This window comes from Microbacterium hydrocarbonoxydans (assembly GCF_000956475.1).
GTDB classification, from domain to species: domain Bacteria; phylum Actinomycetota; class Actinomycetes; order Actinomycetales; family Microbacteriaceae; genus Microbacterium; species Microbacterium hydrocarbonoxydans_A.
The window spans coordinates 210365-229486 of the sequence record NZ_JYJB01000009.1 but is presented as its reverse complement, the minus strand read 5'-3'; the positions used below and the strand labels follow the sequence as shown (position 1 = coordinate 229486).

General features: G+C 68.2%; 16 protein-coding genes. 4 read left to right on the top strand and 12 right to left on the bottom strand.

From position 1 onward, the window contains the following. Window positions 1–182: 182 nt before the first annotated feature. The gene (locus RS84_RS10245) at window positions 183–1427 is read left to right on the top strand and encodes a glycoside hydrolase family 1 protein (protein WP_082062141.1); all 1245 of its coding nucleotides are present in this window, start codon (window positions 183–185) and stop codon (window positions 1425–1427) included. Here RS84_RS10245 and treZ read toward each other — a convergent pair. From treZ to RS84_RS10190, 12 genes are all read right to left on the bottom strand, one after another. After that, window positions 1385–3169 (bottom strand): malto-oligosyltrehalose trehalohydrolase, encoded by a 1785-nt coding sequence (treZ, locus tag RS84_RS10240; protein ID WP_045257693.1) that lies wholly within the window; start codon window positions 3167–3169, stop codon window positions 1385–1387. The two genes, RS84_RS10245 and treZ, sit on opposite strands and share 43 nt — an antisense overlap. Then, the gene (treY, locus tag RS84_RS10235) at window positions 3166–5514 is read right to left on the bottom strand and encodes a malto-oligosyltrehalose synthase (RefSeq protein ID WP_045257692.1); all 2349 of its coding nucleotides are present in this window, start codon (window positions 5512–5514) and stop codon (window positions 3166–3168) included. The genes treZ and treY overlap by 4 nt, the downstream gene beginning before the upstream one ends. Then, window positions 5511–7754 (bottom strand): glycogen debranching protein GlgX, encoded by a 2244-nt coding sequence (gene glgX / locus RS84_RS10230; protein WP_045258102.1) that lies wholly within the window; start codon window positions 7752–7754, stop codon window positions 5511–5513. Before glgX ends, treY begins: the two co-directional genes overlap by 4 nt. Window positions 7755–7756: 2 nt before the next feature. Further along, window positions 7757–8053, bottom strand: coding sequence for a hypothetical protein (locus tag RS84_RS10225; RefSeq protein ID WP_045257691.1), 297 nt, complete (start codon window positions 8051–8053; stop codon window positions 7757–7759). 120 nt (window positions 8054–8173) lie between these two features. Next, window positions 8174–8311 (bottom strand): methionine/alanine import family NSS transporter small subunit, encoded by a 138-nt coding sequence (locus RS84_RS18925; protein WP_082062140.1) that lies wholly within the window; start codon window positions 8309–8311, stop codon window positions 8174–8176. Further along, window positions 8308–9930, bottom strand: a complete 1623-nt coding sequence (locus RS84_RS10220; protein WP_045257690.1) for a sodium-dependent transporter — start codon at window positions 9928–9930, stop codon at window positions 8308–8310. The genes RS84_RS18925 and RS84_RS10220 overlap by 4 nt, the downstream gene beginning before the upstream one ends. Window positions 9931–9978: 48 nt before the next feature. Beyond that, entirely contained in the window at window positions 9979–11040 is a 1062-nt protein-coding gene (locus tag RS84_RS10215) for a Gfo/Idh/MocA family protein (RefSeq protein WP_045257689.1), read from the bottom strand. Then, on the bottom strand, window positions 11037–11795 hold the full coding sequence (locus RS84_RS10210; RefSeq protein WP_045257688.1) for a cupin domain-containing protein: 759 nt from the start codon (window positions 11793–11795) through the stop codon (window positions 11037–11039). The genes RS84_RS10215 and RS84_RS10210 overlap by 4 nt, the downstream gene beginning before the upstream one ends. Then, window positions 11792–12922: a Gfo/Idh/MocA family protein gene (locus tag RS84_RS10205; protein WP_045257687.1), complete on the bottom strand. Its 1131-nt coding sequence runs from the start codon at window positions 12920–12922 to the stop codon at window positions 11792–11794. Before RS84_RS10205 ends, RS84_RS10210 begins: the two co-directional genes overlap by 4 nt. Window positions 12923–13006: 84 nt before the next feature. Continuing rightward, window positions 13007–14317: an ABC transporter substrate-binding protein gene (locus tag RS84_RS10200; protein WP_045257686.1), complete on the bottom strand. Its 1311-nt coding sequence runs from the start codon at window positions 14315–14317 to the stop codon at window positions 13007–13009. A gap of 25 nt (window positions 14318–14342) precedes the next feature. Next, complete coding sequence (locus RS84_RS10195; protein ID WP_045257685.1) at window positions 14343–15254, bottom strand: carbohydrate ABC transporter permease; 912 nt, start codon at window positions 15252–15254, stop codon at window positions 14343–14345. Continuing rightward, complete coding sequence (locus RS84_RS10190; protein WP_045257684.1) at window positions 15244–16191, bottom strand: carbohydrate ABC transporter permease; 948 nt, start codon at window positions 16189–16191, stop codon at window positions 15244–15246. Before RS84_RS10190 ends, RS84_RS10195 begins: the two co-directional genes overlap by 11 nt. A gap of 143 nt (window positions 16192–16334) precedes the next feature. Between RS84_RS10190 and RS84_RS10185 the strand changes: the two genes are divergently transcribed. From RS84_RS10185 to RS84_RS10175, 3 genes are read left to right on the top strand one after another with little or no spacing between them, the layout of a single operon-like run. Continuing rightward, window positions 16335–17333, top strand: a complete 999-nt coding sequence (locus RS84_RS10185; RefSeq protein WP_045257683.1) for a LacI family DNA-binding transcriptional regulator — start codon at window positions 16335–16337, stop codon at window positions 17331–17333. A gap of 43 nt (window positions 17334–17376) precedes the next feature. Then, window positions 17377–18051 carry a rhamnogalacturonan acetylesterase gene (locus tag RS84_RS10180; protein WP_045257682.1) on the top strand — a complete coding sequence of 225 codons (675 nt, stop codon included), beginning with the start codon at window positions 17377–17379 and terminating at the stop codon, window positions 18049–18051. Between the two features lie 8 nt (window positions 18052–18059). Continuing rightward, complete coding sequence (locus RS84_RS10175; protein WP_045257681.1) at window positions 18060–18992, top strand: NAD(P)-dependent oxidoreductase; 933 nt, start codon at window positions 18060–18062, stop codon at window positions 18990–18992. The last annotated feature ends 130 nt before the right edge of the window (window positions 18993–19122 follow it).

Genomic DNA, 19122 nt, shown 5'->3' with positions numbered 1-19122 from the left:
GGACTGCTGTGTCCTGGTCGCTTACGGGTGGATGGCGATGGGTACAGCGTGACCCGGGCGCGCCGCTTTGGCCATTCGGATTCGCGGGCGCTCGCGTTAGTGAACGCCTAACATGTCATCTCTGGCGAGCGGAATTGAAACATGCTTTCATGTAGTGAATCCACTCTCGAAAGGCGCTCCGCATGGCTCTCTCCTTCCCCTCCGACTTCCTCTGGGGCGTCGCCACCGCCGGGCATCAGAACGAGGGCGACAACGTGACCAGCGACACCTGGTTCCTCGAGAACGTCACGCCGACGGTGTTCCAGGCCCGCTCCGGAAAGGCGACGAACGGCTGGGAGCTGTGGGAGAGCGATCTGGATCTCGTCGCGGGCATGGGTTTGAACGCCTATCGCTTCTCGGTCGAGTGGGCGCGCATCGAACCGGTCGAGGGTGAATTCGCAGACGCTGCGCTCGACCACTACGAAGCCGTGGTCGACGGATGCATCGCGCGGGGTCTCGCCCCGATCGTCACTTTCAACCACTTCACCTCTCCGCACTGGTTCGCGAAGCGCGGTGCCTGGCTCGACGAGTCCGCGCCCGAGCTGTTCGCCCGTTTCTGCGGCGTGGTACTGGACCGATTCGGCGACCGCATCCGCCTCGCCGTGACCTTCAACGAGCCTGACCTCCCCGAGATGCTGACCTGGGCGGGGCTGCCCGACTTCATCGCGGATCTCGAACGTCAGACGCTCGAAGCGGCAGCTCGGGATGCCGGTGTCGAGAAGTACCGGGCCGGCAACGTCATGCTGCGCGAGGACTTCGCCGGTATGCGGGCCGGGATGACGGCGGCGCACCTCGCCGCCAAGAAGGCGATCAAGGCCCGCTGCCCTGGCCTCCCCGTCGGCCTGTCTCTGGCGATGTGCGACGACGTCGCCGCCCCCGGCGGCGAGGAGATCCGCGATCGCAAGCGTGCGGAGGTCTACGACTACTGGCTGCGTCTGGCGGCTGGCGACGACTTCGTGGGCGTGCAGAACTACGAGCGCCTGCACTACGGCCCCGAGGGCCTGCTCCCCCCGGCACCCGATGCCGTGGTGAACGGCATGGGCACGGCGGTCGACCCGGCCTCGCTGCGGGGTGCAGTCGAGTATGCCCACCAGGTGAGCGGCGTGCCGGTGCTGGTCAGCGAGCACGGGGTGAGCACACCGGATGACGAGATCCGGGCGGGCTTCATCGAGCCGTCTCTCGAAGGCCTCTCCGCTGCCATCGCCGCCGGCGTTCCGGTGCTCGGCTACTGCCACTGGACGCTGATGGACAACTTCGAGTGGATCTTCGGCTTCGGCCCTCAGCTCGGCCTGCACAGCGTGGATCCCGAGACGTTCGCGCGCACGGCGAAGCCGAGCGCGGGCGTCTACGCGGAGCTCGTGCGCGGCATCCGCTCCGCCACCGCCTGACGCGGCCCGGCGATCGCTGCACTGTCGGGCGGGAGGGTCAGGCGCTCCGCCTCGCGCTCGATCGGCCCGGTGGCCAGCAGCACCTCGTCCCCGGCCCGCACGTCGAACCCCACCGGATCGCCCGTCAGGTTCACGAGCACAGACAGCCGCCCGCGATCGATCCGGAACGCCCGCGCCCGAGGCGGTCCGTCGTCGTGCACGAGGGCGGCCTCGATCTTCGTGGCGTCGGGGTCGGTGAGTTCGGGGCGGTCGCGCCGCAGGGCGAGGAGCTCGCGGTGCAGGGCGAGCAGACGGGCGTGCTCGCCCTGCTCGAGCTCCGCCCAGTCCAGCCGCGAGCGCTCGAACGTCGCCGGGTCCTGCGGATCCGGCACGAGCGAACGATCCCAGCCCATCTTCTCGAACTCGGCGATGCGCCCCTCTGCGGTCGCCTTCGCGAGCTCGGGTTCGGGGTGCGAGGTGAAGAACTGCCACGGTGTGGACGCTCCCCACTCCTCCCCCATGAACAGCATCGGCGTGCCAGGGGCTGTGATCCCGAGCACTGCAGCCACGGCGAGCCGATCGGCCGAGAGGCTCGCGCCGAGCCGGTCGCCCGCTGCGCGGTTGCCGATCTGGTCGTGGTTCTGCAGGTACGTCACCAACCGCCAGGTCGGAACGGCGGTGGGCAGCGGATGCCCGTGCGCGCGGCCCCGGAACGACGAGTAGGTGCCGTCGTGGAAGAACCCGTGCTGGGTCGTCTTGGCCACGGCCTCAGGAGCTGCGAAGTCCGCGTAGTAGCCCGAGGTCTCCCCCGTGAGCGCGACGTGCATCGCATGATGCCAGTCGTCCGACCACTGCGCCGTGAGCCCGTAGCCGCCGGCTTCTCGAGGGAGGATCAGCGTCGGGTCGTTGAGGTCGGATTCGGCGATCAGGCTGAGCGGACGGTTCTGCTGGGCGGAGAGAGCATCGACGCGTTCCGCCAGTTCTTCGAGGATGTGCACAGGCTGCGTGTCCTTCAGCGCGTGCACGGCGTCGAGACGGAGGCCGTCGACGTGGAAGTCGCGCAGCCACATCAGCGCGTTGTCGATGATGTACTCGCGCACCGCCGCTTCGTCGAGGTTCACCTCGTCGCCCCACGAGTTGCTGTGCCCCTCGCGAAGGTAGGGCCCGAACTCGGGCAGGTAGTTGCCGCTCGGACCGAGGTGGTTGTAGACGACGTCCTGGATGACGGCCAGACCGCGGGCGTGCGCGGCATCGACGAAGCGCTGGTACGCACTCGGTCCCCCGTACTGCTCGTGCACGGCGAACCAGAGCACGCCGTCGTATCCCCAGTTCCATCGCCCGTTGAACGCGTTGACCGGCAGCAGCTCGACATGCGTGATGCCGAGATCGACGAGGTGGTCGAGCCGCGTGCTCAGCGCGTCCAGAGTCCCCTCGGGAGTGAAGGTGCCGACGTGCAGCTCGTAGATCGCGCCGCCCGCGAGCTGCCGCCCCGTCCACGCCTCGTCGCTCCAGATGAACGTCGCGGCGTCGAAAGCCGCTGAGGGCGAGTGAACGCCGTCGGGCTGCCTGCGCGAGCGCGGGTCGGGGCGCACCTGCTCGCCGTCGTCGAGCACGAAGCCGTAGCGGTCGCCGTCGGTCAGAGTGATATCTGAGCGCCACCAGCCGTCTGCTCCAGAAGGCTCGAGCTCGTGATCCTCGGCGCGGCCTCCCGGATCGAGGCGCACGCGCACGCGGTGCGCCCGCGGCGCCCATACTTCGATCATCGAGCGTCTTCCAGCAGGGCGACCGGGTACTGTTCGAGCAGCTCGGCGAGCGCGATCGGGCCCGGCCCGAACCGCCGGCCGGTGAGGACGTCGGTCGCCGGCAGATCAGGTCGCATCAGAAGGGCGTCCTGCCAGCCGCCGATGCGAGCGAGACCCGCGGGCAGACGGGTCGCGACGACGGTGACCCCGCCCCGATCGACCGCCAGGGCGTGCTCGGATGCCTGCCCCGCCACGACCAGGGGACGATAGGTGCGGAACAGCTCGGGGTGGTCTCGCCGCAGACGCAGAGCCCGTGAGGTCACCAGCAGCTTCGCGCGCCCGGAGCCGTCGATCGGGGGGAGGATCCCGCGCGCGAACTCGGCGTCCAGTGTGTCGAGCATCCGCGCTCTGGCAGCGAAATCGACGGGCCGGCGATTGTCGGGGTCGACGAGCGACAGGTCCCACAGCTCCGAGCCCTGATACACGTCGGGCACACCGGGGCCTGTGAGCTGGAGCAGCTTGGCTGAAAGCGCGTTCGACCACCCGAAGCCCGCGATCTCGTCGACGAACCGTGTGAGGATGCCGGAAGCGGCGCCGTTCGCAGCATCCGCCATCTCCGCCAGCCTCTGCTCGAACCCTGCATCAGGATGCTGCCAACCCGTCGCCTCCGCTGCTTCGCGCGCTGCCTTCACGGCGTACGCGAGCAGCCGGTCGGATGCGATCGGCCATGCGCCGGCCGCCGCCTGCCAGAACAGCGAGTCGAAGGGACCGTGCCCCGACGCCGGCACCGCCCGCAGCTCGCCCAGCACCTGCGCCCAGCGCTCGGGCAGCTCGGAGAGCACCGAGAGCCGGGCGCGCACGTCCTCCGAGCGCTTGGTGTCGTGTGTCGAGAGCGTCGTCATGGAGTGCGGCCAGGCCGACAGCCGCGCCTGCTGCGCCGCGTGGAACTCCGAAGCCGGCACCGCCGCCTGCGAGGGGTCGCCGCCGACCTCGGTCAGGGTGCCGAGCCGGGTGAACCGGTAGAAGGCCGTGTCCTCCACGCCCTTCGCCATCACGGCGCCGCTGGTCTGCTGGAAGCGCTCGGCGACCTCGAGGGCGGGGTCGGCGAGCAGCGGCTCGAGCTCGTCGATCGCCTCCGCCAGGTCCGGGCGACGCCGCGCGGCCTCAGCCGCCGCCTGCCGGAGGTGCTCGCGACCCGCCGGCAGGTAGGAGCGGTACACGGGGAAGCACGCGAGAAGCTCGGCGAGCGCGTCTGCCGCACCGACCACGCCCTGCGGAAGCACGCGGACCAGCCGCCGCACCTCCGACTGCAGCAGGTCGTCGGCGATCTTCCTCTTGGTGTCGTGCACGAGATCCAGCCAGGGCTGCGCGGCCGGCAGCCCGGTCTCGGCGCGCAGCCGCGCGTCGAGACCGGTGAGCGCCTGCGCTCCCTCAGCGTCGACGAACAGGCGATCGAGGAGAGCGAGCGCCTCGTAGCCGGTCGTCCCGTCTGTGCGCCACCAGCTGGGCAACTCCTCGCCGGGTTCGAGGATCTTCTCGACGAGCGTGTATGCGCAGCCGGTCCCGTCGGCGAGTCGCTCGAGGTAGGCGCCGGGGTCGGCAAGGCCGTCCGGGTGATCTACCCGCAGGCCATCGGCGAGACCGTCGCGCAGCCAGCGCAGGATCTCCCGATGAGACTCCGCGAACACATCGGGCAGCTCGACGCGGATGCCGGCGAGCTCCGACACCGCGAAGAAGCGTCGGTAGTCGAGTTCTGCCGCCTGGTCCTCCCAGTACCGCAGCTCGTAGTGCTGGGCCGCCAGCAGGGCCGGCAGATCGTCGGCGAGTGCCCCGGTTCCGGGGGCGAGCGGCAGCACGTGCTCGAAATAGCTCAGCGTGCCGTCAGGGGCGTCGTCGGCAGGAGTCGGGTCGACCGTGATCTCCCTGTTGGCGACGACCTCGTCTGCGGCTGAGCCGAGGATCGGCAGCCGGACGCGTCCGCCGCCGAGCCGCCAGTCGATGTCGAACGCACGGGCGTGGCCCGATTCCTGGCCGAGGCGCAGCACATCCCACCACCACGAGTTCTGCCGGGGCGCCGCCACCCCCATGTGATTGGGGACGATGTCGATCAGGATGCCGAGACCTGCGATGCGAGCGGCGGACGAGAATCGGCGAAGGCCCTCGGGGCCCCCGCGCTCGGGATCGACACGCGAATGGTCGACCACGTCGTAGCCGTGGTCGGACCCCGAGACGGCGGCAAGCAGCGGAGACAGGTAGACCCAGTCGGCGCCGAGCGCCGCCACGTAGTCGGTGACCGCTGCCGCTTCATCGAGGGTGAACCGCGAGGTGATCTGCAGTCGGTACGTCGACAGAGGCTTCAGCGTCATGCGGTCACAGCTCCGGCATCGGCCTGGCCGGCATCCGCCTCTCCGTCATCGGACTCCGACTCGGCGGCGAGCGCCTCTCCGCGCTCGCTCTGCGCCCGCAGCGACGCCTCCACGGAGTCGTCGACGGGCCCCTCGTCGGCGCCAGCCGACCGGAGCACGAGCAGCGACTTCTCCTCCATCGTGAGCACGGCGCCTGCCGAGAGCTGCCCGTCCTCGTCAGCCTCACCTGCCGTGTCCACCACCACGTCCCAGCTGACGCCGTGGCGCTCGTCGGGAAGAGTGACCTCGACGGGGTCATCCCCGCTGTTGAAGTACACGAGGAAGTTCAGATCGGCGACGGGCTGTCCGCGTTCGTCCCTCTCGCGGATTCCCTGTCCGTTCAGGAACATGCCGATCGCGCGGCCGAATCCCGAGTCCCAGTCCTCCGGCTGCATCGTGACGGCATCCGGGCGCAGCCAGACGACGTCGGGCACGCGTTCCCCGTCGGCGACCCGCACCGGGCGTCCGTTGAAGAATCGGCTGCGGCGGAAGGTCGGGTGTGCGCTGCGCAGTCGCGTCAGCGCCGCCGTGAACTCGATGAGGGGCGTGTCGGCGGCGCCCCAGTCGATCCACGTCGTCTCGTTGTCCTGCGCGTAGCCGTTGTTGTTGCCGCCCTGCGTGCGCCCCAGCTCATCGCCGTGCGAGATCATCGGCACGCCCTGCGAGAGCAGGAGAGTCGCGAGGAAGTTGCGCTGCTGACGCGCACGGCGCCGGTTGATCGCGGGATCGTCCGTCGGCCCCTCCGCCCCCATGTTGTCCGAGCGGTTGTGCGATTCGCCGTCGGCGTTGCCCTCGCCGTTCGCGTCGTTGTGCTTGTCGTTGTACGACACCAGGTCGCGCAGCGTGAACCCGTCGTGCGCGGTGACGAAGTTGATGGATGCCACGGGGCGCCTTCCCGAATGCTCGTACAGATCGGCAGATCCCGTCAGGCGCGAGGCGAATTCGCCCAGCGCCTGGGGCTCGCCCCGCCAGAAGTCGCGGACCGTGTCGCGGTACTTGCCGTTCCACTCCGTCCACTGCGGCGGGAAGTTGCCGACCTGGTAGCCGCCGGGTCCGACGTCCCAGGGCTCGGCGATGAGCTTCACCTGCGAGACGATCGGGTCCTGCTGCACGAGCTCGAAGAAGGTCGACAGCCGGTCGACGTCGTAGAACTCGCGGGCGAGCGTCGATGCCAGGTCGAAGCGGAACCCGTCGACGTGCATCTCGGTCACCCAGTAGCGCAGCGAGTCCATGATGAGCTGCAGCGCATGCGGATTGCCCGCGTTCAGGCTGTTCCCGGTGCCGGTGTAGTCGGTGTAGTACCGCTGGTCCTCTTCGAGGCGGTAGTAGGCCTCGTTGTCGATCCCTCGCAGCGACAGCGTCGGACCGAGATGGTTGCCTTCGGCGGTGTGGTTGTAGACGACGTCGAGGATGACTTCGATGCCCGCCGCGTGCAGCGCGCGCACCATGGCCTTGAACTCCTGCACCTGCTGACCGCGCTCGCCGCTCGACGAGTACGCGTTGTGCGGCGCGAAGAAGGCGAGCGTGTTGTAGCCCCAATAGTTCGACAGCCCCTTCTCCTCGAGCACGGAGTCGTCGAGGAACTGATGCACGGGCATGAGCTCGATCGCGGTGACGCCCAGGTGCGTGAGGTGCTCGATGATCGCCGGATGCGCGATGCCGGCGTACCGACCGCGCAGGGCATCCGGGACGTCCGGATGCCGCTCGGTGAGGCCCTTCACATGCGCCTCGTAGATCACGCTCTTCGCGTAGGGGATCTTCGGCGGCCGGTCGCCCGCCCACTCGAAGAAGGGGTTCACGACGACGCCCTTGACCATGGCCGCGGCGGAGTCGTCGTCGTTGCGAGAGTCGGGGTCGCCGAAGTCGTAGCCGAACGGCGACTGGCCCCACTCGACCCGGCCGGACACCGCCTTCGCGTAGGGGTCGAGGAGCAGCTTGTTCGGATTGAATCGCTTGCCCTGCTGCGGGTCGTAGGGTCCATGCACTCGGTATCCGTACAGCTGCCCCGGCTGCAGCGACGGCAGATAGCCGTGCCAGACGAAGGCGTCGACCTCGGTGAGATCGACGCGCTGCTCTCGTCCGCTCTCGTCGAACAGGCACAGCTCGACGCGCTCGGCACCCTCGCTGAACAGCGCGAAGTTGGTGCCCTGCCCGTCGAACGTCGCTCCCAGCGGATACGCGGAGCCTGGCCACACCTCGATCGTCATGCGGTGAGCCGAGTGCGTCGCGACGAGGCGGCGTGCTCGATCACCGTCTGCACGGCGCTCTGGAAGTCGTGCCTCTGCCCGACCTCCTCGGCCTTCGCATAGGGGTGGCCCGCATAGCAGACGAAGACAGGGGGAACGACCTCTACATAGCCCACGGGACCATCATGCATCACGACGTAGCGATCCAGGTCGACGAGTTCGTACGCCGGCTCGTCGGGTGCCTGGCCGACTCTGGAGGTCGGTGCGGTTTCCTGCCGAACGGAGCCGTGCGCGGTTCTGGTGGTGACGGACATGGCGGCTCCTGACTCCGGGGTGGTGATGCCCAAAGCTAAGAGGTCCGCTCAGATCGGCAAACGGGATTGCCACCGCCGGTGCGGAGGAGCTAATATCCGGCGCGCCCTGGCGCAACCCGGTCACAGCTCTACGGGAGGCGCCTCCGGCTCGGTCTCGGCTACCTCAGGGTGCCGGGCGAGGTTCACGATCGCCGCGATCAGGCCGCCCCAGACGGTGACCATCGCGATGATCATCATGACGATGGCGGTGCCGGTCATGACGCCGCTCCTCTCTGCTCATCGATGGAGACCGGGATCGCGCTCGTCTCCGGATCCGGGTCGTAGTGCTCCTGCGCGAGGAACTCGTCGTAGTCGACGTCATCCTTGGCGTGGGAGCGTCCGCTCCACGGCAGGAGCGAGAGCAGGATCGCGAGGATCACGAGCGAGATCACCATCCCCCACCCGAAGACGCCGAGGAACCATGCCGGGTAGCCGCCGTAGGGCGTCGTGATCTTGGCGATCAGCTCGCTCACGAACAGATAGCCGAGCACCAGAGGCGCGAGCGCTCCGACGAGCAGCATCCAGATCCAGCCGACCGGGAAGCTCGATCGCCGGTTCAGATGGTCCTTGAGCGCAGGCAGCCTGTGCAGCAGCCAGGCGACGACGATCACTGCGACGAGCGCCACGGCCATGATGCCGAATGCGTTGACGAAGGCGTCGGCGGTGTCGAGGACCGACAAAGCGGTGGTCGTCGAGAACAGCGCCATGGAGATCACGGCGAGCGGCAGGGAGACCGTCAGGGTGGTGCGGATGCGTTTCCAGCCGAGCTTGTCCTGGAGGGCTGCGACGATCACCTCGAGGATCGAGATCAGCGAGGTGACCCCGGCGAACACGAGCGCTCCGAAGAACAGGACGCCGATGATCGAGCCGCCGGTCGCCTGCGAGACGATCGTCGGGAAGGCGATGAATGCGAGGCCGATGCCGGAGGATGCGACGCCGGCGACCTCGGTGCCCTGCGCCTGCGCCATGAATCCGAGGGCCGCGAAGACGCCGATTCCGGCGAGGATCTCGAAGCCCGAGTTGGCGAAGGCGACCACGAGTCCCGAGCCGGTGAGATCGGTCTTGCGCTTCAGGTACGAGGCATAGGTCACCATGATGCCGAAGGCGACCGACAGCGAGAAGAAGATGTGCCCGTACGCCGACGCCCACACGGCCGGGTCCGCGAGGGCCTCCCAGTTCGGCGTGAAGAACGCATTCAGCCCGTCGAGGGCGCCGGGCAGGAACAGCGACTGCACGACCAGCACGGCGAACATGACCGTCAGCAGCGGCATCAGGATCATGTTCGCCCGGCCGATGCCTTTCTTGACGCCCAGGCACATGATGACGATGACGGCCAGCCACACCACGATCAGCGGGACGCCGACCTGTGGCACGAACTGGGTCGACACTCCGGTCTCGGCCACATCGGCCGACTGCAGGAAGTCGACGAAGAAGAAGTCGTTCTCGTTGCCCGGCCCCCAGGTGAGCTGGGCGGAGAACCACGTGTACATCGCCGACCAGGCGATGATCACCGCGTAGTAGACCGAGATCACGACGCAGATCAGCACCTGCCACCAGCCCAGCGTCTCGGCCGAGCGGTGCATGCGCCGGAATGCGAGCGGCGCCGAGCCGCGGAAGCGGTGACCGATCGCGTAGTCGAAGAACAGCAGCGGGATGCCGGCGGTCAGCAGCGCGCACAGATACGGGATCAGGAAGGCTCCGCCGCCGCCCTCGTAGGCGACATAAGGGAATCTCCAGATGTTGCCGAGGCCGACGGCGGAGCCGATCGCCGAGAGGATGAAGACGTTCCGCGAGCCGAATGCCTCGCGCTTGTTGGTCTGCGTCGTCGCTGTGGCCATGGCGGCGACATTACCGGAGAAGGCGAGCGGATGCCGGAGGGACCCGGGTCACCCGGCCAGGACCCGCGCGTTCTGCTGGGCGACGATGCTGAGCTCTGCCGCCTTGAACGCGTGCGCCTGCGTCATCGCGGTCTCGGTGCGATCGAGGCAGTCCCTGATCAGCTGCCCGAAGTACGGATAGCCCGTCTTGCCGGTGGCGTCGAAGCGGAACTGACCGTCGCCATCCACGAGGAGCACCTGATTTCCGCCGTTGCCGGTGGTGATGTCGGTGTACTTGCGCAGCTCGATATAGCCCTCGGTGCCGAGCAGCAGAGTGCGGCCGTCGCCGAACGCGTCGAGGCCGTCGGGAGTGAACCAGTCGACACGCACGTAGCCGGTCGCGCCGTTGTCGAGCACGACGTGCGCGTCGCCGAAGTCCTGCAGACCGGGAGTCTCGCCATGCGCGTAGTTCGCGACCGTCGAGCTGACGATCTCGCCGTCCGTTGCGCCGGTGTAGTGCAGCATCTGCTCGAAGTTGTGGCTGCCGATGTCGCACAGGATGCCGCCGTACTGGGCAGGGTCATAGAACCAGTCGGGGCGCCCGGTGCCGATGCGGTGCGGACCGAACGACGCGACCTGCACGACGGTGCCGATCGCACCCTGGTCGATCAGCTGTCCGGCCAGGATCGCCGCTTCCGACTGCAGGCGCTCGGCGTAGTACACCGCGAAGATGCCGCGGCTGCGCTCGACCGCTGCGCGCGCGGCTTCGAGGTCGTCGAGGGTGGTGATGGCTGGCTTGTCGGCGAAGAAGTCCTTGCCTGCGTCGAGGACGCGGATGCCGAGCTGTGCGCGGTCGCTCGCGATGGAGGCGCTGGCGACGAGCCGCACGTCCGGGTCGTCGAGCACCTCCTGCTCGCTGGCGGCGACCTGTGCCTGCGGGAATCGCTCGACGAAGGCGGCGACCTTGGCCGGGTCGGGGTCGAACACCTGCGAGAGTGTCGCGCCGGCGCCGAGCAGCCCTTCGGTCATGCCGTAGATGTGGCCGTGGTCGAGGCCGACCGCCGCGAACGTGAACTCGCCGGGCTCCACCACGGGCTGGGGCAGCGGATCGAAGGCGTAGGTGCGGGTCACTGGTCTGTCTCCTTGCCGGTCACTTCATTCTGGTCTGCTTTCTCGGCGGACGTGACGTCGTAGGTGCGCAGACGCCCGCACATGCCGAACCGGCGCTCGCCGGCGGATGGTGTCGCCTCGAACCTGCGCGCCTCCGCGAGGTGTTCGGGACGCCGCGCTGCGACCGCTTCCGCCATCGCGATCGAGCGCTGGGCCTGCGCGAGCGGCCCCTGCCGGACCAGTTCGGCCCAGTCCACGGCGCGGTCGCGCACAAGAGCCGCGGATGCGTCATAGAACGCCTCCAGCGGTGCGGTGTCGCCGTCGAGAACGGCGTCGCGGAGGGTCTCGAAGCCGGTCACGGCGAGGTCGCGGCGCTGCGCGGCGCGGTCGGCGCGGTCGGCATCGTCGTCGCCGAGCGATGCGGCCGACGCGTATGCTGCGGCATCCGCCACCACCTCGGCGGGAAACGTCATGACCGCGTCCCCCGCTTCCGGCAGGCCCGCATTGCTCATCAGCACGACGACCTTCAGATCACCGCGGTTCACCGCACGGTGGATCGTGCCCGGCGTGAACCAGACGACCGCCCCAGCCTCCAGCGGCGTCTCGTGGAATCCGTCGCGATCGATGGTCTGCAGGGCACCACGGCCGGAGATGACGACATACGCCTCGGTGGAGACGAGGTGCATGTGCGGGCTGCCGCCGCAGACGCCGTCGCCGGCAGCGGTGTCGTAGACGTCGAGGTGCGACAGGGAGGTGCCGCCGGGAAAGGTGCTCACGACGCCGCCTCGATCAGCGAAGCGGTCTTCTCGAAGAAGTGCGGCGCGTTCGCGACGAGCTGGCCCGCGCGATAGTACGGGTCGTCTGCCGCCATCGGCAGCGTCACCAGCTGGTGCTCGATGCCCGCCTTGTAGATCGCCGTGACGACTTCGACGGCGTTGCGCCCGTCCCGTCCGTCGGCGATCGGCGCACGGCCGTCGCGGATCGCGCCGAGAAGATCGCCGATCTGTCCTTCGTGGCCGCGGTGGGCGAGTGGCTCGCGAGCCGCGGCGATCGCCTCGATCGCCGCCTGCCGCTCGATATCGCGTTCCTTCTCGGGGAATCCATCGGGGCGCGATCGCTCGGCGACGACTTTCCAGGGCTGGGAGACCCTCGCGTGCTGGCCCTGGATCACGATCTCCTGCTCCTCTCCGTGATGCACGACCGAGCTCGTCAGCTGCGCGAGACCCCGCTCGTAGCGGAGCACCGCCACGGAGAGATCCTCCACCTCGGCGTTGTCGTGCTGCGCGTTCGTGAGCATCGCCGCGACCTCGGTCGGGCTGCCCAGCAGCCACAGCAGCAGATCGATGTGGTGGATCGCGTGGTTCAGCGTGCAGCCACCGCCCTCCTTCTCCCACGTGCCCCGCCACCACAGGTCGTAGTACGGCAGACCGCGCCACCAGGCGGAGTCGACACGCACATGCGAGATCGACCCCAGAAGCCCCGAGCCGACGACGGCCTTGAGGGTTGCGAGGTCGTCGCGGAAGCGGTTCTGCGCGACCACGGAGAGCACCTTGCCGCTGCGCTCCTGCGCCGCGAGCATGGCGTCGCACTCCTCGAGCGAGGGCGCCATGGGCTTCTCGACCAGCACGTTCACCCCCGCGTCGAGCGCCGCGATCGCGAGCGCCGCGTGCGTCGACGGCGGCGTCGCGATGCTGACCAGATCGAGGCCGGCATCCGCGATCATCTGCAGCGGATCGTCGTAGCCCACGGCATCCGAGAGCGAGAACGCGGCCGCCTTCTGCGCCGCCTTGCCCGGCATCACGTCGGCGAGCGCGACGATCTCGCACTCCTGCGGGAACGCGAGGTAGCCCGCGATATGGGCATCGGCGATGCCGCCGGTGCCGATGATTCCTATTCTGAGCATTGCTTCTTCCTGATACTGGGGTGGATGACCGGTCGGCTCGGGGACTGTGTCGGGCGGCTCGATCCCGAGCCGCCCGACAGAGCATCATCCGGCCGAGGCGATCGACTGCGTGATGTCGGCGATGAATCCCTTTGCGGCATCCGCCGGAGTCTGGCGCTCGAACAGGACGTCCTGCATGTAGCGCACGATCACGGCGTCCACGTCGGACGCACCGTTGGGAACGATGGCGGGCGCGTCTCCGAGGAACGGCAGACGCGAGTCCGAGAACGCCACGGCCTTCGACTCCTCCGGAGTGAGGTCATCGCCGATCAGATCGAGGGTGGACGAGATGGCGGGGAGGCCGCGCTCGGTGCCGATGATCTTCACGGCTTCGGGATCGTTCAGGAAGAAGTCGATGAGCGCGGCCGCCTCCGCAGGGTGCTTCGATTGCGAGGAGACCGACCAGTACATGCCGGCCTTGAAGTAGTCGGCGTCCTTCTCCCCTCCCTTGACCGTGGGGATGGGAACGAGCTCGAGGTTCGCGCCCGAGGCCTGCGAGTAGGCCGAGACCTGCGTCGCGGTCGCGAACGTGGTCGCGACCGTGCCGACGGAGAGCGGCTGCTGGTCCAGCGCGAGCCCGGAGGTCTCCGCCCACGTCGATGCCGGAGCGGATGCCCCGCTCTTCGTGGAGTCGAGCGCGAGCTGGAAGAACGCCTCGACCGTCTCAGGGTCGATGGCGATGTCCCCGTCGGCGAAGAGCTCATCGCCGTTCTGCCTCGCGAACAGCTGCAGCATGAACTCGTTCTGGGCCAGCGACCCTCCGTAGACGCCCTGCGGTGCCGCCTGCGTCACCGACTGCGCCCACGCCTCGTACTCGTCCCAGGTCCAGCTGTCGGTGTTGTCCGGAAGCGGCACGCCGATCTGGTCCAGGAGGTCGGTGTTGACGAAGGTCGCCATGGCGGAGGTGGAGATCGGCACGGCGTAGAGTCCGCCGTCGGACTCGCCCATCCCGAGCACGCTCTCCTCCATCCCCTTGGTGGAGATGTCGAGGTCGCGCAGGTCGGCGAGAGCCCCGCGATCGGCGTAGGACGCCAGATACAGCTGGTCCATCTGGATGACGTCGGGCGAGTTCTTCCCCGCGGTGGACGTCGCGAGCTTCTCCCAGTACGCGTTCCAGTCGGAGAACTCGGCTTCGACGGTGATGTTCGGATGCTTCTTCTCGAAGAGGTCGATCACCTCCTGTGTGCGCTGATGACGGGCGTCGCCGCCCCACCAGTACATCCGGATGGTCACCGGCTCGTCGCTCAGCTCGGTCGACGCTCCGTCTCCGGCCGTTCCGAGGCCGCATCCGGCGAGTCCGAGTGCGAGGGAGGCTGCGACGATGCCGACTCCCGCGCGGAGGAAGGTGCGCTTCATGATTCTCCTTATTGAGGATCGGGCTCTACTTGAGCCCTGTGGTGGCGATGCCCTTGATGAGGAACTTCTGCCCGAACGCGAAGATGAGGATCAAGGGGACGATCGAGACGACGCTCATCGCGAACATGGCGCCGAACGAGGAAGACGACTGCGCATCGATGAACGAGCGCAGCGCGATCGGGACCGTGTACTTCTCGGGGCTGGTGAGGAAGATGAGCTGCGAGAAGAAGTCGTTCCACACCCAGATGAAGGTGAAGATCGTCGTCGTCGCGAGCGCGGGTGTCATGAGAGGGAGCAGGATCTGGAAGAAGATCCGTCCGTGCCCGGCCCCGTCGATGCGAGCCGCTTCGTCGAGCGACTTGGGAAGCCCTCGGATGAACTGCACCATGAGGAACACGAAGAACGCGTCGGTGGCGAGGAACTTGGGCACGATGAGCGGCCAGAACGAGTCGTTCAATCCGAGCTGCGCCCACAGGATGTACTGCGGCACGATCACCACGTGGATCGGCAGCATCAGGGTGACGAGCATGTACGCGAACGCCGGCTTCTGGAACCGGAAGCGCAGCCTGGCGAAGGCGTAGGCCGCCAGGGAGCAGCTGACGAGGTTCCCGATGATCGATCCGAGGACGATCACGCCGGAGTTGAGCAGATATTGTCCGAACGGCGTTCCGAGAGCCGTCCACCCGTACTCGTAGTTCTTCCACTCGAAGTCGGTGAGAAGAAGGGTCGGGTTGGAGAAGATCTCCCCCTCGGGCCGGAGCGAGCTCACGATCATCCAGAGCACGGGATATAGGGAGATGACCACCACGATGATCATCAGCGCGTGCCGGAGAGCGCGACCCCATCGAGCGCCCGCGGGGCGGTAGGGGGTCTCGGCTCTGCGGCGTCTGCCGGTTCGCGTGACAAGGGTCCGTGTGGAGAGGTCTTCAGTCGTCATAGTGCACCCAATACTTTGAAAGCCAGAAGTTCACGGCGGTCAGCACGCCGATGATGATGAGGAGCAGCCACGCGAGGGCCGAGGCGTAGCCCATGCGGAAGGACCCGAACCCCTCCTGATACAGGTAGAGCGTGTAGAAGAGCAGCGAGTCGGCAGGGCCGCCGCTTCCGCCCGACACGATGAACGCCTGCGTGAACGCGGAGAAGGAGTTGATCACCGCGAGCACGAGGTTGAAGAAGATGATCGGCGTCAGCAGCGGCAGGGTGATCGCGCGGAACCGCCACCAGGCGGGTGCCCCGTCGGTCGCGGCCGCCTCGTACAGCTCGACGGGAATCTGCCGGAGCCCCGCGAGGAAGATGACCATCGGAGAGCCGAACATCCACACGTGCAGCAGGACGATCGTGCTGAGCGAGGTCTCGGGGCTGCCGATCCAGCTCTGGTGCGACTCGATGCCGATTCCGCCGAGCAGCGTGTTGAGGAGCCCCTCGGCGCCGAAGATGAGCCGCCAGAGCATGGCGATCGCGACGGAGGCCCCGAGCAGGCTGGGCAGGTAGAACGCCGATCTGTAGAACGGGAGTCCGCGCATTCCCTTGTCGAGCAGGATCGCGAGGCCGAGCGCGACGCCCAGCTGCAGCGGCACCCCGATCAGCACGTAGATGAAGGTGACGAGCAGCGACTGATGGAGGCGGGAGTCGCCCAGCATCCGCGCGTAGTTGTCGATGCCGACCCACTGCGGGTCCTGAAGCAGGTTGTAGTCGGTGAACGACAGGTACAGCGACATCAGGACGGGGCCGAGCGTCAGCACGACCGCCCCGAGGATGAATGGCGCCAGGAAGACGATCGCCGCCTTGTTGTCTGCGCCCGCCGCCCGCCGTTCAGCTGCGGTGCGCCGCCTGCCGCCGGTATGCGAGATGCGTCGCAGTTCGCCGATGCTCATGTCTGCGCATCCTCCTCGATGTCGCCTTTCGGAGTGGTACGTATCACTTATACGTACCACTTAGACGTATAAGGTAACATGAAGGAGTTCGCCGATGTCAACAGGTCGCTGCGAACACATTCACGAAGGGGCAGTGAACAGGGGTGCAGAAGCGGACCACCAGCCGCGACGTCGCGAGACTCGCCGGGGTGTCGCAGGCGACGGTCTCCTACGTCTTCACCGGCAAGGACACGATCTCTGCGCCGACGCGAGATCGCGTCCTCCGAGCGGCGGCGGAACTGAACTATCAGCCGAACCTCGCAGCCCGTTCCATGCGGACCAGTCGGACCGGGCGCCTCGCGGTCGTGATGACGGTGTCGTCGTTGAACCCGCGGGAACTCCTGCTCGGCGCCACAGAGGCGGCGAGCGAAGCGGGCTACGTGATCGAGGTCGTGTACCTCCCAGGTGGACCCGATGAACGGGCGGCCCGCCTCGCCCAGCTCGTGAGCTCCAGTCAGTACGAGGGCATCCTCTCGTTCAGTCCGATACCCGTGTCTCCCGCCTCGGCCGATGCCGAGCCCGGCGCCACCGTGGTGCTCTCCCTGAGCGAGTTCGACGATGACATGCACGTGACGGGAGAGTTCACGGATGCTCGGCCGATCGCCGAGATGATGGAGCGGCTGGTGCAGCTCGGGCATCGACGCTTCGTGCACATCACCGGCGCACTCGACTTCCCCTCCGCGATCTCGCGTCGCGACGAGTATCTGGCGGCGGTCGAAAGGCTCGGCGTCGAATCCCTCGGCGTCATCGAAGGCGATTGGAGCGCCGAGACGGGCTATCGCATCGCCCAGGCCCTTCCCGACACTGCCCCGCCTTTCGCGCTGATCGCCGCCAACGACCTCGTCGCCACGGGCGCGATGCGAGCGGCCATCCAGAGGGGCTGGCACATCCCCTCGGATATGAGCGTCACCGGATGGGATGACGCCGGACAGAGCGCGTACCTCGTCCCGTCGCTCACCACGGTCGTTCAGGATCGGCAGACGCTCGGCGCGAACGCCGCGCGTCGCCTGATCGCCGCGGTACGACGAGAGCCCGTGCCCGCGCCTGCCACAGGGCTGCAGCACATCGTGTGGCGAGAGTCGACCGCAGCCCCCAGCTCGTGATGGCGCGATGACGCGGGCAGGACACGACAGCGAAGGAGAGCACATGACGTACCACCTGGCCGGGGACTCGACGGTCGCCCCGATGAAAGCGGCGGAGGAGCCGATGTCGGGATGGGGTCATGCGCTTTCCGCCTTCGTCGACGCCCCGGTCCGCAACCTCGCCTTCGGCGGCGCGACCACCGAGAGCTTCATCGAGTCGGGTTCGTGGGACCTGCTGATCAGCGAGGTCGAGGCCGGCGACACTGTCGTGATCCAGTTCGGCCACAACGACCAGAAGCATCCAGAGCTGCTGGCGTCGCGCGGGGGCTACAGGGATCGGCTGCGGCGGTTCGTCGACGAGACGCGGGATCGCGGGGCGACGGCGGTGCTATGCACCTCGGTCGCGCGACGGTGGTTCGACGGCGATTCGCTCACGCCCACCCACGGCGACTACCCCAATGCAGTGCGCGACCTCGCACATGAGCTCGACGTGCCGCTGATCGACCTCACGGTGTTCACGACGTGGCTCTACGAGGATCTGGGAGTTGCGGCATCCGCTCGCCTGTTCTCGCATTTCGCGCCGGGTGAGACGTCCGCGTGGCCCGACGGCCTCGTCGACGACACGCATTTCCGCTTCGAGGGCGCGAAGAAGGTCGCCGCCTTCGTCGCCCGCTCGCTGCGCGCGATCGAGCGCCGCGACGGCGACCAGCCCGCCAGGGGCTCGCTGCTCGTCAGCTGAGGAGAGACATGAAGATCCTGATCCCGAACACGATCGAATTGAAACTCGAGACCGACGCCGAGGTCGTCGTCTACGACGTCCGCACGCCGATGCCGGAGCAGCACCGCGATGCGGAGGTGCTCGTCGCGTGGCACAACTCGGCGGAGCAGCTGGCGGATGCCGCGCGAACCATGCCCGCGCTGAGGCTCGTCCAGGCGCTCGCGTCGGGCGCCGACGTCGTGCTGAACGCCGGATTCGGCCCCGACGTGCGCATCTGCTCCGGCCGATCTCTGCACGACGGCCCGGTCGCCGAGCACGCGCTGGCGCTCATCCTCAGTGCTGTGCGCCGGCTCGACCGCCTGCAGGGCGCCCAGCACGCGCACCGCTGGGATGCGGAGTTCATCGCCGACCAGGCGGCGACGGCGACCCGCGACCTCTACACGCTCGCCGGCGCGACCGTGACGATCTGGGGCTTCGGATCGATCGCCGCGCGCCTTGCTCCCCTGCTGCAGCTGCTCGGGGCCGAGGTGCACGGCATCGCGCGCTTCGCCGGCGAGCGCGCAGGGGTGCCCGTCGTCGCGAAGCGCGATGCGGGCGCCCTGCTCGGCCGGACCGACGTGCTCGTCTCTCTGCTGCCCGCCACCGCCGACACGGCCGAGGTGTTCGACTCCTCGGTCTTCGCGTCGGTGAAGCCCGGGGCCGTGTTCGTGAACGTGGGCCGAGGGGCCACCGTCGACGAGGGCGCTCTGATCGCCGCACTCGAATCGGGGCGGATCCGCGCCGCCGCGATCGACGTGACCCAGACCGAGCCGCTGCCCGCCGACTCTCCGCTGTGGGACGCCCCGAACCTCGTGATCACCCCGCACGTCGCCGGCAACCGGCCGGTGGGTTCGAGCGCACTGATCGATGAGAACGTGCGCCGGCTCCTCGCCGGGGAGGAGCTCGTGAACCGGGTGCGGTGAGCGGCGGTCTGGGAGAACCCGGGCCTTCCGCGCCATCCCAGGCGAGTCCCGCACGCGCCCGCGCGGCAGCATCCGTCTTGTGGTCGATGCCCGTTCTCCCCAGGCCGGAACGCCGGTTCCCCTGCCCGGC

Coding starts and splice junctions, on each gene's coding strand:
- RS84_RS10245 (WP_082062141.1), top strand. CDS start 183: ATGGCTCTCTCCTTCCCCTCCGACTTCCTCTGGGGCGTCGCCACCGCC.
- RS84_RS10220 (WP_045257690.1), bottom strand. CDS start 9,930: ATGGCCACAGCGACGACGCAGACCAACAAGCGCGAGGCATTCGGCTCG.
- RS84_RS10190 (WP_045257684.1), bottom strand. CDS start 16,191: ATGAGCATCGGCGAACTGCGACGCATCTCGCATACCGGCGGCAGGCGG.
- treZ (WP_045257693.1), bottom strand. CDS start 3,169: ATGATCGAAGTATGGGCGCCGCGGGCGCACCGCGTGCGCGTGCGCCTC.
- RS84_RS10195 (WP_045257685.1), bottom strand. CDS start 15,254: ATGACGACTGAAGACCTCTCCACACGGACCCTTGTCACGCGAACCGGC.
- RS84_RS18925 (WP_082062140.1), bottom strand. CDS start 8,311: ATGACCGGCACCGCCATCGTCATGATGATCATCGCGATGGTCACCGTC.
- RS84_RS10225 (WP_045257691.1), bottom strand. CDS start 8,053: ATGTCCGTCACCACCAGAACCGCGCACGGCTCCGTTCGGCAGGAAACC.
- RS84_RS10175 (WP_045257681.1), top strand. CDS start 18,060: ATGAAGATCCTGATCCCGAACACGATCGAATTGAAACTCGAGACCGAC.
- RS84_RS10180 (WP_045257682.1), top strand. CDS start 17,377: ATGACGTACCACCTGGCCGGGGACTCGACGGTCGCCCCGATGAAAGCG.
- treY (WP_045257692.1), bottom strand. CDS start 5,514: ATGACGCTGAAGCCTCTGTCGACGTACCGACTGCAGATCACCTCGCGG.
- RS84_RS10205 (WP_045257687.1), bottom strand. CDS start 12,922: ATGCTCAGAATAGGAATCATCGGCACCGGCGGCATCGCCGATGCCCAT.
- RS84_RS10200 (WP_045257686.1), bottom strand. CDS start 14,317: ATGAAGCGCACCTTCCTCCGCGCGGGAGTCGGCATCGTCGCAGCCTCC.